The 14,050-nt window shown below is 71.4% G+C and carries 10 protein-coding genes; 5 read left to right on the plus strand and 5 right to left on the minus strand.

Annotated elements, in window-relative coordinates; all coding sequences use genetic code 11:
- Window positions 1-83: 83 nt before the first annotated feature.
- Window positions 84-3,230 carry an isoleucine--tRNA ligase gene (ileS, locus tag AB0B14_RS31560; protein WP_357525729.1) on the minus strand — a complete coding sequence of 1,049 codons (3,147 nt, stop codon included), beginning with the start codon at window positions 3,228-3,230 and terminating at the stop codon, window positions 84-86.
- A gap of 310 nt (window positions 3,231-3,540) precedes the next feature.
- Between ileS and AB0B14_RS31565 the strand changes: the two genes are divergently transcribed.
- From AB0B14_RS31565 to sigJ, 3 genes are all read left to right on the plus strand, one after another.
- Window positions 3,541-4,563 carry an ArsR family transcriptional regulator gene (locus AB0B14_RS31565; protein ID WP_357525731.1) on the plus strand — a complete coding sequence of 341 codons (1,023 nt, stop codon included), beginning with the start codon at window positions 3,541-3,543 and terminating at the stop codon, window positions 4,561-4,563.
- 393 nt (window positions 4,564-4,956) lie between these two features.
- Complete coding sequence (locus tag AB0B14_RS31570) at window positions 4,957-5,400, plus strand: carboxymuconolactone decarboxylase family protein (RefSeq protein ID WP_357076947.1); 444 nt, start codon at window positions 4,957-4,959, stop codon at window positions 5,398-5,400.
- Window positions 5,397-6,275, plus strand: a complete 879-nt coding sequence (gene sigJ / locus AB0B14_RS31575) for an RNA polymerase sigma factor SigJ (RefSeq protein ID WP_357525733.1) — start codon at window positions 5,397-5,399, stop codon at window positions 6,273-6,275. The genes AB0B14_RS31570 and sigJ overlap by 4 nt, the downstream gene beginning before the upstream one ends.
- A gap of 31 nt (window positions 6,276-6,306) precedes the next feature.
- Here the strand turns inward: sigJ and ndk are convergent, their stop codons facing one another.
- Entirely contained in the window at window positions 6,307-6,732 is a 426-nt protein-coding gene (gene ndk, locus AB0B14_RS31580; RefSeq protein WP_357076941.1) for a nucleoside-diphosphate kinase, read from the minus strand.
- A gap of 141 nt (window positions 6,733-6,873) precedes the next feature.
- Between ndk and AB0B14_RS31585 the strand changes: the two genes are divergently transcribed.
- Window positions 6,874-8,376, plus strand: coding sequence for a VOC family protein (locus AB0B14_RS31585; protein WP_357076938.1), 1,503 nt, complete (start codon window positions 6,874-6,876; stop codon window positions 8,374-8,376).
- Between the two features lie 37 nt (window positions 8,377-8,413).
- On the opposite strand, the gene AB0B14_RS31590 is transcribed toward AB0B14_RS31585, so the two are convergent.
- Genes AB0B14_RS31590 through AB0B14_RS31600 form a run of 3 tightly spaced genes read right to left on the minus strand, consistent with a single transcriptional unit; the run spans window position 8,414 to window position 12,785 of the window.
- The gene (locus AB0B14_RS31590; RefSeq protein WP_357076935.1) at window positions 8,414-8,839 is read right to left on the minus strand and encodes a DUF4233 domain-containing protein; all 426 of its coding nucleotides are present in this window, start codon (window positions 8,837-8,839) and stop codon (window positions 8,414-8,416) included.
- Window positions 8,836-10,170, minus strand: coding sequence for a folylpolyglutamate synthase/dihydrofolate synthase family protein (locus AB0B14_RS31595; protein ID WP_357525735.1), 1,335 nt, complete (start codon window positions 10,168-10,170; stop codon window positions 8,836-8,838). Before AB0B14_RS31595 ends, AB0B14_RS31590 begins: the two co-directional genes overlap by 4 nt.
- Window positions 10,167-12,785, minus strand: coding sequence for a valine--tRNA ligase (locus tag AB0B14_RS31600; RefSeq protein ID WP_357525737.1), 2,619 nt, complete (start codon window positions 12,783-12,785; stop codon window positions 10,167-10,169). The genes AB0B14_RS31595 and AB0B14_RS31600 overlap by 4 nt, the downstream gene beginning before the upstream one ends.
- 69 nt (window positions 12,786-12,854) lie before the next feature.
- Between AB0B14_RS31600 and AB0B14_RS31605 the strand changes: the two genes are divergently transcribed.
- A complete protein-coding gene (locus AB0B14_RS31605; protein ID WP_357525739.1) occupies window positions 12,855-13,541 on the plus strand; it encodes a hypothetical protein in 687 nt (228 codons plus the stop codon).
- Window positions 13,542-14,050: the final 509 nt, after the last annotated feature.

Genomic DNA, 14,050 nt, shown 5'->3' on the forward strand with positions numbered 1-14,050 from the left:
GGTCAGGTGCGAACAGGCGGTGTCACGGTAGCGGACGCCCGTACCCCTCCCGGACGGAGGTGTACGGGCGTCCGCAGCCGCAGCTACACCCGGCGGACGGAGACCGTCACCCGGTCGCCCTCGCCGACCTCGCCGGCGAAACCGTCGACGCCCTCGGCGAAGTCCACCGAGTCGGCAAGCACCTCCCGGGACACGAAGTCGAGGTACCCGGCCACCGCCGCGCGTACCTCGTCGGACGCCGACACCGACACCACGATCCGGTCCGAGACGTCCAGGTCGGCGTCCCGGCGGGCCTGCTGCACGACCCGCACCACGTCCCGGGCCAGCCCCTCGGCGGCCAACTCGGGGGTGACCTCGGTGTCCAGCACCACCACGCCCTCACCGCCGGGCAGGGGCGCGGAGTTCTCGGCGTCGGCGGCGACCAGGCGCAACTCGTACTCGCCCTCCGCGAGGGTGACGCCGGCGGCCACCGGGGCGCCGTCGACAAGCTCCCAGTCCCCCGCCTTGACCGCCTTGATCACCTGCTGCACCTGCTTGCCGACCCGCGGGCCGAGCGCCCGGGGCACCACCGTCAACACCTGCTCGCAGTACGCGGACAGCTCCGCGCTGAACTCCACCGCCTTCACGTTGACCTCGTCGGTGACCAGGTCGGCGAACGGCCGCAACTGCTCTGCCGCCGGTGAGGCCACGGTCAGCTTGGACAGCGGCAGCCGCACCCGCAGACCCTTGGCCTTGCGCAGCGACAGCGCCGCCGAGGCGACCGCCCGGGTGGCGTCCATCGCCGCGACCAGGTCGTGGTCGGCCGGGAACTCGGTCGCCTCCGGCCAGTCGGTCAGGTGCACCGAGCGCTCCCCGGTCAGCCCACGCCAGATCTCCTCCGCGGTCAGCGGCGCGAGCGGCGCCACCACCCGGCAGAGCGTCTCCAGCACGGTCCAGAGCGTGTCGAAGGCGTTGACGTCACCGGACCAGAACCGGTCCCGGGAGCGGCGCACGTACCAGTTGGTCAGCGCGTCCAGGTAGGACCGGACGGTGGCGCAGGCGCCGGAGATGTCGTACGCGTCCATCTGCGCGCCGACCGTCGACACCAACTCGTTCGTCTTCGCCAGCACGTACCTGTCGAGCAGGTGCGTCGAGTCGGTGCGCCGCCGTGCGGAGTGCCCGTCCGCGTTGGCGTAGAGGGTGAAGAAGTACCAGACGTTCCACAGCGGCAGCAGCACCTGCCGGACGGCGTCGCGGATGCCCGCCTCGGTGACCGCCATGTCGCCGCCGCGCAACACCGGCGAGGACATCAGCATCCAGCGCATCGCGTCCGAGCCGTACGCGTCGAAGACGTGGTAGACGTCCGGGTAGTTGCGCAGGCTTTTGGACATCTTGCGCCCGTCCGAGCCGAGCAGGATGCCGTGGCTCAGGCAGTTGCGGAACGCCGGCCGGTCGAACAGCGCGGTGGCCAGCACGTGCATCGTGTAGAACCAGCCGCGGGTCTGCCCGATGTACTCGACGATGAAGTCACCCGGGTAGTGGTGCTCGAACCAGTCGGCGTTCTCGAACGGGTAGTGCACCTGGGCGAACGGCATCGACCCGGACTCGAACCAGCAGTCCAGCACCTCCGGCACCCGGCGCATCATCGACTGACCGGTCGGGTCGTCCGGGTTGGGGCGGACCAGGTCGTCCACCGCCGGCCGGTGCAGGTCGGTCAGGCGTACGCCGAAGTCCCGCTCGATGTCGGCCAGCGAGCCGTACACGTCCAGGCGCGGGTAGTTCGGGTCGTCGGACTTCCACGCCGGGATCGGCGAACCCCAGAACCGGTTCCGGCTGATCGACCAGTCCCGGGCGTTGGCCAGCCACTTGCCGAACGAGCCGTCCTTGATGTGCCCGGGCGTCCAGTTGATCTCCTGGTTCAGCTCGACCATCCGGTCCCGGAACTGCGTCACCGCGACGAACCACGACGACACCGCCTTGTAGACGAGCGGGGTGTCGCACCGCCAGCAGTGCGGGTACGAGTGGGTGTAGGTGTCCTGCCGGAGCACCACCCCCCGGTCCTTCAGCTCCCGGATCACCGGCTTGTTGACGTCGAAGACCTGCTCACCCTGGTACGGCGGGACCAGCGCGGTGAACCGGGTGTGGTCGTCGACGGTGACGATGGTGGGGATCCCGGCCGCGTTGCAGACGTTCTGGTCGTCCTCACCGAAGGCCGGGGCCAGGTGCACGATCCCGGTGCCGTCCTCGGTGGTGACGAACTCCGCGCCGAGCACCTGGTAGGCGTTCTCCCCGGCCTGCTCGACGAGGAAGTCGAACAGCGGCGTGTAGCGGCGACCGACCAGGTCCCGGCCGTACACCGTGCCGAGGAGCTCGAAGCCGTCCAGCTCCTTGGCGTACGCGGCCAGCCGCGCCGCGCCGACCACGAACCGCTCCCCGTCGCGTTCCAGCACCGCGTACTCGATGTCCGGGCCGACGGCGAGCGCCAGGTTGGACGGCAGGGTCCACGGCGTGGTGGTCCAGACGCCCAGCCTGACCGGCCCGCGCACCAGCTCGGGGGCGGACTCGTCGGCGGTCAGCCCGAACCACACAGTCAGGGTCGGGTCGTGCCGGTCCCGGTAGACGTCGTCCATCCGGGTCTCGGTGTTCGACAGCGGCGTCTCGCAGCGCCAGCAGTACGCCAGCACCCGGAAGCCCTCGTAGATCAGACCCTTGTCGTGCAGGGTCTTGAAGGCCCACATGACGCTTTCCATGTAGTCCAGGTCGAGGGTCTTGTAGTCGTTGGTGAAGTCGACCCAGCGGGCCTGCCGGTTGATGTAGCGCTCCCAGTCCTGGGTGAACTCCAGCACCGAGGTGCGGCAGGCCTCGTTGAACCGGGCCACGCCCAGGTCGATGATCTCCGCCTTGCTGGTGATGCCGAGCTGCTTCTCGGCCACCACCTCGGCGGGCAGGCCGTGGCAGTCCCAGCCGAAGCGCCGCTCGACGTGCCGCCCGCGCATGGTCTGGTAGCGCGGCACCACGTCCTTGACGTACCCGGTGAACAGGTGACCGTAGTGCGGCAGACCGTTGGCGAACGGCGGACCGTCGTAGAAGACGTACTCGTTCTTACCGTCCGTGCCGGCGGGACGGGCCTCGACGCTGGCCTCGAAGGTCTTGTCGGCCGTCCAGTGCTCCAGCACCCGGCGCTCGACCGCGGGCAGGTCCGGGCTCGCCGGGACACCGGCGGCGATCGGGTCGTGCAACGGATAGGCCATCGGGGGTCGCTCTCCTCATGCAGCTCACGCAACGTGGGTCTGCGAGGACGAACCTTCCGGGGTACGCGTCGACGACGCCCCCCGGGTGGCCCGCGGTACCACCCCGCTTGGCGGTCAGGATCGACCGCCCGCTCATTGTCGGCTGTGACGGGCCGCACCCGTCCGGTTCTACTGGGCCGGTCACCCGGCCGTTCTTCCGGAGGCTCACCGGTGATGGCCGGGTCATCGCCTTACGGTGCCCAACGATACTCGACCCGCCCACCGCGCCGCCGCCGAGTGAGCGCCTACGCCGGCACCCTAGGCTGGCCGGGTGATCCGGATCGAGTTGGACGAGCCCACACTGGCCCGCACCCGGATCGCCATCAGCCCGCTCTGGGAGGTGCTGACCAGCCTGTTCGTGCTGCAGCGCCATCCGGAAGCGGCACCCTGGCCGTACACCGCCTGGGCGCGGCACGCACGGCGGGTGCTCGCCGAGGTGCCGGCGACCGCGCCGGCCAAGCTGCTGACCATCGGCCTACCCGCACCGGACTTCCTCAGCCCGATCCCCACGTCGGCCGCGCCCACCCTGGCCGAACAGCTCGCCGAGCTGCGCGCGACGCCGGCCGAGGTGATCGCCGAGCAGATCCCCCGCTACCACCACCCCGACGACCTGCCCGGCTGGTTGAGCCCGTTCGTCACGGACCGGCAGGCCGCCCTGGACCGGCTCGCCGACGGGATTGAGGCGTACTGGGAGGCGGCCATCGCGCCCTGGTGGTCGGCGATGCGGGCGGCGCTGGACGAGGAGGTGCTGCACCGGGCGCGGGCGCTCGCCGCGGACGGCCCGGACGCGCTGCTGGCCGACCTGCACCAGCGGGTGCGCTGGGAAAAGCCGGTGCTGACGCTGGTGAAGCCGTCGGAGCAGCAGATCACGGCGGTGAACCAGCGGCTGCTGCTCCTTCCGCTGGTCTTCTCGCAGGGAGCACTCATCTGCGCCACCGACCATCCGGAGATCATCGCCGTCTCCTACCAGGCGCGCGGGGCGGTGGTGCTCGCCGAGGGTGGGCCCACCTCGGCGCCCGGGACGACACCACCGGTCACGGACCGGCTGGCGGTGCTGGTCGGCCGAGGTCGCGCCCAGGTGCTGCGGGCACTGACCCGGCCGGCGACCACCGCCGGCCTCGCGGCCACCCTGGGGCTCGCCCCGAGCACCGTCTCGGAGCAGCTCTCCGCGCTGCTCACCGCCGGTGTGGTGCACCGCCGCCGGGTGGGCCGGCGGGTGCTGTACGGCCTGGAACCGGCCGGCGTGGCACTGGTGCAGCTCATCGGCGACGAGCCGGCGAGCGCCTCGGCGTGAGCATTCGGCTCGATCCGAATCCGTTTCCCAGCCGTCCCGATCACTCCTAGCCTGCCGGTCGCGGTCGGGGTAAGCCGCACGTACCGCATCCGCGGGCGACCCCGGCGTCGGAAGGTTCGGACAGTCCGCGGCGTCAACCTGACGGTTGGCAACGGGGAGCCGTTCGGCCTGCTCGGGCCACCCGACGCCGCCCCGTCGATCATGAGGTTGGCGGGCGAGTGGATCACCGGTCCGCCCGTCAACCTCACGATCAGCGCGAGCGGGTCAGGGGGCGGGGCCCGGTTGCGGGCTCGCCGACCAGCCGGACGGCGTGACCGGAGTCACCGCCGCGGTTGTCACGACACGCCTCGGCCCCACCGTCGTGACGGTGTCGGATCGAACAGGGAGTTGGTCATGCAACGAATGAGGCTCTTCGAGGTCGCACCGCAGGGATACCAGGCCGTGTCGGGGCTGGAGAAGTACGTCCAGGCGAACGTCGACCACACCGTGCTGGAACTGGTCAAGCTGCGGGCGTCGATCCTGAACGGCTGCGCGTTCTGCGTGGACATGCACACCCGCGACGCCCTCGCCGCCGGCGAGTCGAGCCGGCGGCTGTTCGCGGTGTCCGCCTGGCGGGAGGCGCTGTCGTTCTTCGACGAGCGGGAGCGGACCGCGCTGGCGCTCACCGACGCGGTGACCCGCCTCGGCGAGCACGGAGTGTCGGACGAGGTGTGGGACGCCGCCGCGAAGGTCTGGCCGGAGAAGGAACTGGCCGATCTGGTCCTCGCGATTGCCACAATCAACGTGTGGAATCGGATCGCCGTGACGACGCACACGGAGCCCCCGGCCCAGGTGTGACGACCGAGGCGGCAGACGCGGCCGGTGCGCTCCAGGCGCACCGGCCGATGCTGCTCGGGCTCGCGTACCGCCTGCTCGGCAGCCGGCACGACGCGGAGGACGTGCTCCAGGAGGCGTACCTGCGCTGGCTCGGCGTGGACCGGTCGGCGGTGGCGGAACCGCGCCGGTACCTGTCCCGGGTGGTCACCCGCCTGGCCCTGGACCGGTTGCGGGCCCGACAGGCGGCCCGCGAGACGTACGTCGGCACCTGGCTGCCCGAGCCGGTGCCGACCGCGCCCTCGCCGTTCGGACCGTTGGACCGCGCGGAGCTGCGCGACTCGCTCTCCATCGCGTTGCTGCACGTCCTGGAGCGGCTGACCCCGCCGGAGCGGGCGGTGTACGTCCTGCGTACCGCCTTCGACCTGCCGTACACCGAGATCGCCGAAATCCTGGACCGGTCCGTCGAGGACTGTCGGCAACTACACCACCGGGCGAGCACCCGGGTCCATCAGGAGCAGCGTCGCTTCACCGCCAGTCGGGCCGAACGGGAACGGTTGCTGGACGCGTTCCTCGCCGCCGCCCGCGACGGTGACCTGGCGACGCTCACCGGCCTGGTCGCGGCGGACGCCACGGCCTGGAACGACGGCGGTGGTCGGGTCCGTGCCGCCCGCAACCCGGTCAGCGGCGCGGACCGGATCGCCCGGTTCTACGCCGGGATCTACGGCCCCGGCCGCCGCCCCATCACCGTGCGGACGGTCGAACTGAACGGGGAACCCGCCAGGGTGGTCACCCGTGCGGACGGCAGTCGGTACACGCTGACCATCGCCGCGGCCGACGGCCGGATCACCGGGATCTACCTGGTCGGAAACCCGACGAAACTGCCGCCGGTCGACTGAGCCCCGACGCCGTCGGCCGGCCCCGGCCGGGTCAGCCCAGTTCGGGGAACCAGAGCGCGATCTCGCGCTTGGCGCTGTCGGTCGAGTCGGAGGCGTGCACCAGGTTTTCCCGGTTGGACAGCGACAGGTCGCCCCGGATGGTGCCGGCGGCGGCCTTGCGCCCGTCGGTGGCGCCGACCAGCCCTCGCACCACGTCGATGACCTGGTCTCCGGAGAGCACCAGCGCGACCAGCGGACCGCTGGTCATGAAGTCCTTCAGCGGCGGGTAGAACGCCTTCTCGACGTGCTCGGCGTAGTGCTGGTCGGCGAGCGCGGCGTCCATCGTCCGGTGCACCATCGCGTCGATCCGCAGCCCCTTGCGCTCGAAGCGGGAGAGAACCTCGCCGACCAGGCCACGGCGGACCGCGTCGGGCTTGATCAGAACGAGGCTGCGCTCATCCGGGCTGTTGCTGGACACGCTGGGTTCCTCCTGTGCACGCTGAACGCGGGGAATCGGTACGGTCAGCGTAGCGACCCGGTCCCGGCGCCGGCGCGGCGGCCGGTCTTTCCCCCGGCGGCCGATCCGGCCTAGCCTGACCCTGACCCCGGGAGGTCCACTGTGGCGAATGGCGGAAACCGGCCCATCGCGCCGGTACGCAAGCTGATCGGCACGGTGCTGGGCACCGTGGCCACCTTCGTCGTCCTCTTCGGGCTGGGCATGACCAGTTGGGCCATCGTGGCTCTCGGGGTCGCCCTGCTGGTGCTGGCGATCGCGCTGGCGACCGTACGCGGTGGCGGGCGCACCTGGGTGGTCGGCGTCGGGCACGTGCACAGCGCCTCCGAACCACCCACCCAGTACGCGTTCGGCCGCTGCGAACTGCAACTGGTGCTCGACGCGCCCGGTCTGCCACCCCGATCCAAGAAGATCATCGAGCCGAGGGTGCCGGTCTCCAAGTGGCCGTCGCTGGGCCAGGCCCTGCCGATCCGGGTCGCGTTGGACGACCAGCGGCACGTCAAGGTCCTCTGGGACGAGGTGCCGACCCACGCCGAGACCGCCGCCGCCGTCGCCGACCTTCCGCCGGAGTTCGCCGACGTCGACGCCGTGGACGAGGTGCTGATCCAGCAGGATGCCCCGCCGTGGGCCGACCGTGCGCCGGACGACGACTTCCGGGACGACTTCGGCGACCCGCTCGGTGACCGGTTCCACGACCCGCTCGGCTCCGATCCCGCACGCCCCGATCCGCTGCGCCCCGACCCGCTGCGCGACGACCCGGGCGTCCGTCCCGAGGACCGCGAGCCCGTGGTGATGCACCAGAGCCCGGGCGGCCGCGTGGTGTTGGAGGGCGTCCTCGTCGACCAGCAGGCCGGTGGCGGGCTGCCCCGGCGGGCCACCCCGGCACCGCGCCCGCCCGCCGAGGAGCAGTTCGACGAGCCCGCCGCCGACCGGTTCGACCCACCGGCGGCCGACCGGGGCAACGTGCCGGCCGCCGACCGGAGCAACGTGCCGACCGCCGACCGGTTCGACCCGCCGGAGACCGACCGGAGCGACCTGCCGGCCGCCGACCGGATCGCCGACCCGCCGCCCGCGCAGCGGTCCGGTCCGGGCACGACCGACCCGCTGGACCCACTCGATCTTCCGCTGGACGATCCCTCCACGGCCGGGGCGGCACGCGCGACAGTCACCGACGCGGAACTGGACGAGGCGATCTTCGGGTTCGCCGGGGACACGGCCGCGGACCCGGCCGCGCCGATCAGCGGTGTGGGCCTCACCCTGCTGGTGACCGACCTGTCCCGGTCACTCGACTTCTACCGCGACGTGCTCGGCTTCACCGAGGTCGACCAGGGCGCCGGCAACGCCGTGCTCGCCTCCGGCACGACCCGGCTCGTGCTGCGCGAGGTGACCGGGGCGGCGCCCATCAGCCGTCGGCTGGTGCACGTCAACCTCGAGGTCAACGACATCGAAGCGGCGTACGAACGGCTCCGCGGGTCGGGCGTCCGATTCACGTACGCGCCCCGGGTGGTCAACCGGGGCTCGAAGCTGGAGGTGTGGGCGGCGGCCTTCCGCGACCCGGACGGCCACGGCATCGCGCTGACCCAGTGGCGCGAACGCGCCGAGGCCTGACCCGGCCGGTGTCCCGGGGGCCGCCGCCCGGTCCGCGTCAGCCGAGGATGACCCGACGGACGTGCAGCGCGTACGCCCACACCAGGGCGAAGATGATGCCCAGGGCGAGCAGTGACCAGTGCAGCAGGCCGCCCAGCATCAGCAGACCCTGCAGCACCGTGCCGGCGTGCCACGCCCACGGGCGGCGCATCATGCCGGCGACCACGACAGCGGCCACCGCCAGCGCCACCACGGCACCGATGGCGGCACCACTCAGGTCACCGCCGACCACCCGGATCGGCTGGATCGCCAGCAGCAGCACCAGCGCCTCCAGGCCGAGCGTGCCAGCGCCCAGGCCGCGGACCGCCCGCTCCGGGTTGCGCAACCCGGAGCGTCGGGGCTGCCCGGCCGTGGGGTCCTCCCCCGCCGGCCGCTCGACCGGCGGGCCGGTCGGGGTATGCGGCTCCCGCTCTGGGCTGGTCATCGCTTCAGCAGCCGGCGTGCGTCGGCGACCGTCACCACTGACCCCGTGACCAGCACGCCGACCCCACTGAGCTCACCGGGAACGTCCTCCTCGGCCAGCGCGACGGCCAGCTCGATCGCGTCCGGCATATCCTCGGCCGACTCCACCCGCTCCTCGCCGAAGATCTCGGCGGCCAGCTCGGCAAGCTCCTCCGTCGGCATCGCCCGTGGCGAGCTGTTGCGGGTGACCACCACCTGGTCGACCACCGGCTCCAGCAGCTCAAGCAGGCCTTCGGCGTCCTTGTCCGCGAGTACGCCGATCACGGCCACCAGCTTGCTGAACGCGAACTCCTCCTGGAGTGCGGTGACGGTGGCCTTCATGCCGTGCGGGTTGTGCGCCCCGTCCAGCAGGATGGTCGGGGCGTTACGGACCCGCTCCAACCGACCCGGCGAGCTGGCCGAGGCGAAGCCCTCCCGGACCGCCTCGATGTCCAGCTGGCGTCGCGCCCCGGCACCCAGGAACGCCTCCACGGCGGCGAGCGCCACCGCCGCGTTCTGCGCCTGGTGGGCACCGTGCAGGGGAATGAACACGTCGTCGTAGACGCCGCCCAGGCCCTGCAGGCTCAGCACCTGGCCGCCGACCGCGACAGCCCGACCCAGTACGCCGAACTCGGCGCCCTCCCGGGCGATGGTGGCGCCGACCTCGGCGCAGCGGTCGAGGAGGGGACCCGCGGCCTCCTCCTCCTGGGCGGCGGCGATCACCGTGGCGCCCGGATGGATGATGCCGGCCTTGGCCAGCGCGATGTCCTGAAGCGTGTCACCCAGCCACTCGGTGTGGTCCAGCCCGATCGGGGTGATCACACAGACCCCGGCCTGGATGACGTTCGTGGCGTCCTCGGCACCGCCGAGGCCCACCTCGACCACCGCGATGTCGACAGGCGCGTCGGCGAACGTGGCGAACGCCAACGCCGTCGTCATGTCGAAGTACGTCAGGTGCTCGTCCGACCGCGCGTCCACCAGCTCGGCCAGCGGTTTGATCTCCCGGTAGACCGCCGCGAACCGCTCCTCGCTGACCGGCTCCCCGTCCAGGCTGATCCGCTCCCGGACGGTCTCCAGGTGCGGGCTGGTGTAGCGGCCGGTGTGCAGCCCGTGCGCCCGCAGCAGCGAGTCGATCATCCGGGCGGTGGAGGTCTTGCCGTTGGTGCCGGTCAGGTGGATCGCGGGATACGCCCGCTGCGGGCTGCCGAGCAGGTCGAGCAGCGACTCGATCCGGTCCAGCTCGAAGACCATGCGGGTGAAGCCACGGGCGTTCAGCTCGGCCTCGACGGCGGCGAATTCGGTACGGTCGGTCACGAGGACAGTGTCTCCAGAGCAGCGTCGATCCGGACCAGGTCGGCCTCGGCGGTGGCGAGCCGGTCGCGGATCTTCGCGACGACCGGCTCGGGGGCCTTGCCGATGAAGGCAGGGTTGTCGAGCTTCGCCCGGGCCTGCGCGACCTCCTTCTCGGCGGCGGCGCGGTCCTTCATCAGCCGGGCCCGCTCGGCGGCCACGTCGATCGACCCCCGGGTGTCCAACGCGACACCGACCGCACCGGGCATGGCCAGCGTGGCGCTGGCCTGGAAATCGTCACCGGCCGGATCGAGCCGGACCAGGGAGCGGATCAGCGGCTCGTGGGCGTCGATGCCCGCCCCGGCGAGCCCGTCCAACCGGGCGGCCACCCGCTGGGTGGGGCGCAGCCCCTGATCGGAACGGAACCGCCGGATCTCGGTGACCACGCGCTGCACACCGGCCAGCTCGGCCTCGGCGGCGTCGTCGACGCGCGACCGGTCGGCCACCGGCCACGCGGCGGTCTGCACCGTCTCGCCGCCGGTCAGCGCGAGCCACAGCTCCTCGGTGACGAACGGGATGACCGGGTGCAGCAGCCGCAGCAGCTGGTCCAGCACATGCCCGAGCACCCGACGGCTGGCCTCGGCCCGCGCACCGCCCTCGGCGAGCACCGGCTTGCTCAGCTCCACGTACCAGTCGCACACGTCGTCCCAGGCGAAGTGGTAGAGCAGGTCACACACCTTGGCGAACTCGTACGCCTCGAACTGCTCGTCGACCTCGGCGGTGACGTGCGCCAGCCGGGACAGGATCCACCGGTCGACGGTGGAGAGCTGCTCGGCGGGCGGCAGGTCACCCGTGGTGTGCGCACCGTTCATCAGGGCGAAGCGGGTGGCGTTCCAGAGCTTGTTGCAGAAGTTGCGCGAGCCCTGGCACCACTCCTCGCTGACCGGCACGTCCTGCCCGGGGTTGGCGCCACGGGCCAGGGTGAACCGGGTGGCGTCGGCACCGAACCGGTCGATCCAGTCCAACGGGTCGACCACGTTGCCGAACGACTTGGACATCTTCTTGCCGTGCTCGTCCCGGACCATGCCGTGCAGGGCCACCACGTCGAACGGCTGCTTGCCGTCCATCGCGTACAGGCCGAACATCATCATCCGGGCGACCCAGAAGAACAGGATGTCGTAGCCGGTGACCAGGACACTCGTCGGATAGAACTTGGCCAGGTCCGGGGTCTGCTCCGGCCAGCCGAGGGTGGAGAACGGCCAGAGCGCGCTGGAGAACCAGGTGTCCAGCACATCCTCGTCCTGCCGCCAACCGTCGCCGGTCGGCGGCTGCTCGTCCGGGCCGACGCAGACGATCTCGCCCTGCGGGCCGTACCAGACCGGGATCCGGTGCCCCCACCACAGCTGGCGGGAGATGCACCAGTCGTGCATGTTGTCGACCCAGGCGAAGTAGCGCTTGGCCAGCTCGGCCGGCTCGATGCGGACCCGACCGTCACGTACCGCGTCACCGGCGGCCTGGGCCAGCGGGGCGGTGTTGACGAACCACTGCAACGACAACCGCGGCTCGACTGTCGTCTTGCACCGCGAGCAGTGCCCGACCGCGTGCACGTACGGCCGCTTCTCCGCGACGATCCGGCCCTGCTCGCGCAGCGCGGCCACGATCGCGGGCCGCGCCTCGAACCGGTCCAGCCCCTCGAACGGGCCGGGCACGGTGATCACCCCACGCTCGTCCATCACGGTGAGCGCGGGCAGGTCGTGCCGCTGGCCGATCTCGAAGTCGTTGGGGTCGTGCGCCGGGGTCACCTTGACCATGCCGGTGCCGAACGACGGGTCGACGTGCGCGTCGGCGACGATCGGGATGCGGCGGCCGGTCAGCGGCAGCTCGACCTCGGTGCCGATCAGGTGCTGGTACCGCTCGTCGTCCGGGTGCACCGCCACGGCGGTGTCGCCCAGCATCGTCTCGGCCCGGGTGGTGGCCACCACGACCTCGTCGCTGTAGCGGATCGAGATCAGCTCACCGTCGTCGTCGGTGTGCTCGACCTCGATGTCGGAGAGCGCGGTCAGACAGCGCGGGCACCAGTTGATGATCCGGTTGGCCCGGTAGATGAGGCCCTCGTCGAAGAGCTTCTTGAAGATCGTCTGGACGGCACGGGTCAGCCCCTCGTCCATCGTGAAGCGCTCACGGTCCCAGTCGACGGAGTCACCGAGGCGCCGCATCTGCCCCAGGATCGCCCCACCGGACTCGGCCTTCCACTGCCAGACCCGCTCGACGAACTTCTCCCGGCCGAGGTCGTGGCGGGACAGCCCCTCGGCGGCGAGCTGACGCTCCACCAGGTTCTGGGTGGCGATGCCGGCATGGTCCATGCCGGGCAGCCACAGCGCCTCGAACCCCTGCATCCGCTTACGCCGGGTCAACGCGTCCATCAGGGTGTGCTCGAACGCGTGGCCCATGTGCAGCGAGCCGGTCACGTTCGGCGGTGGGATGACGATGGTGAAGGGGGGCTTGTCGCTGTCGGCGGAGGCCCGGAAGTGGCCGGCGGCTACCCACTGCTCGTACCGTCGCTGCTCTACCTCACCGGGCTGGTACTGGCCGGCAAGGGTCGGGGCGTCGGGGCGTTGGGCATCCAGTCTCTCGGTCACCTGACAAGTCTACGGAGGGCTTCCGCGGACCTGACGTGCGCCACCTGTGGTTCGCGTACGGTGTCGGCTATGTCCGACGCACATCTCACCGAGCGGTCGCTCGACGGCGGTCGCGAGCCGGTCGAGCTGACCGAAGAGCCGATCCAGCTCAGCACCCGGGATTCCGGCGGCGACCCCGACGAGCGCAGCGGCGGCTGGTCGAGACGGCGCAAGATCGGTTGGACGGTCGCGCTGGTGGTCGGCCTCGCGGGTGCCGGTGTGCTGGGCGCCGCAGGCTGGCGGGTGGCACAGCAGAAGGACACCGAGCTCACCTCACCCCCGCAGGTGGCCGGCCTGACCCGGGATGACAGCGAACGGGCGAAGAGCACCGCCGACTACCTGCGCAGCGGCCTGGCGGCGGACATCGAGTTGGACCGGAGCTTCGGCACGGTCTACCGCGACCCGGCCGACGACAAGCGCTCGGTGCTCATCTTCGGCGGCACCACACTGCTCTGGCAGCCGGAACGCGATCTGGAAAGCCTGTTCCGCCTCATGTCCGACGAGACCGGTGCGGTGAACGGGCTGCGCGAGGTGCCCGCGGGCGACCTGGGCGGCGTGATGAGGTGCGGCAGCACCAGCGGCGAGGGCGGCGACTTCGCGGTGTGCGGATGGGCCGACCACGGCAGCGTTGTGATGGCGATGTTCCCCGGGCGGTCGGTCACCGACGCCGGCAGCCTGCTCCGCGACCTCCGCAAGGACATGCAGACCCGCGACTGACCCCACACGGCTCGCCCGTCCCCAGGTCGAGCCCAGTCCAAGGTCGAACCCGGTCCAGCCCTCGGCCCATCGCCTCGGGCCCGCCGACACCGAGCCTTTCCGCGCTCGCGGATGCCCCGCCCACCCGCGATCGACCCGAGTTCACTGATATCGGGCTGTCCCGCGCTCGTGGATACCGCCGATCGACTCGGGTTCACTGTTGTCGGGGTGTCCCGCGCTCGTGGATACCGCGATTTCAAGAAAGTCGAGTCGATCAAGTGGTCGGGATCGGGCCGTGACCGGGAAACGCGCCGTGGTCGGGGATCGGGCCGTAACCGGGGATCGTGCCGTGGTCCTGGGCCCTGGCAGGGCCGTCCGGGGCGCACCCGGGTAGAACGGCTCGGGACCCCGGAGGGCTCCGGCAGGGGTGCATCGGGGTGTGGATATGCAGATAGGGCCACCCCGTATCGGGGTGGCCCTATCTGAAAGATTGTCCGGCGGCGTCCTACTCTCCCACACCCTCACGAGTG

The organism is Micromonospora sp. NPDC049171 (assembly GCF_040648275.1).
GTDB lineage: Bacteria > Actinomycetota > Actinomycetes > Mycobacteriales > Micromonosporaceae > Micromonospora.

Coding starts and splice junctions, on each gene's coding strand:
- AB0B14_RS31605 (WP_357525739.1), top strand. CDS start 12,855: ATGTCCGACGCACATCTCACCGAGCGGTCGCTCGACGGCGGTCGCGAG.
- ileS (WP_357525729.1), bottom strand. CDS start 3,230: ATGGCCTATCCGTTGCACGACCCGATCGCCGCCGGTGTCCCGGCGAGC.
- AB0B14_RS31590 (WP_357076935.1), bottom strand. CDS start 8,839: ATGACCAGCCCAGAGCGGGAGCCGCATACCCCGACCGGCCCGCCGGTC.
- AB0B14_RS31570 (WP_357076947.1), top strand. CDS start 4,957: ATGCAACGAATGAGGCTCTTCGAGGTCGCACCGCAGGGATACCAGGCC.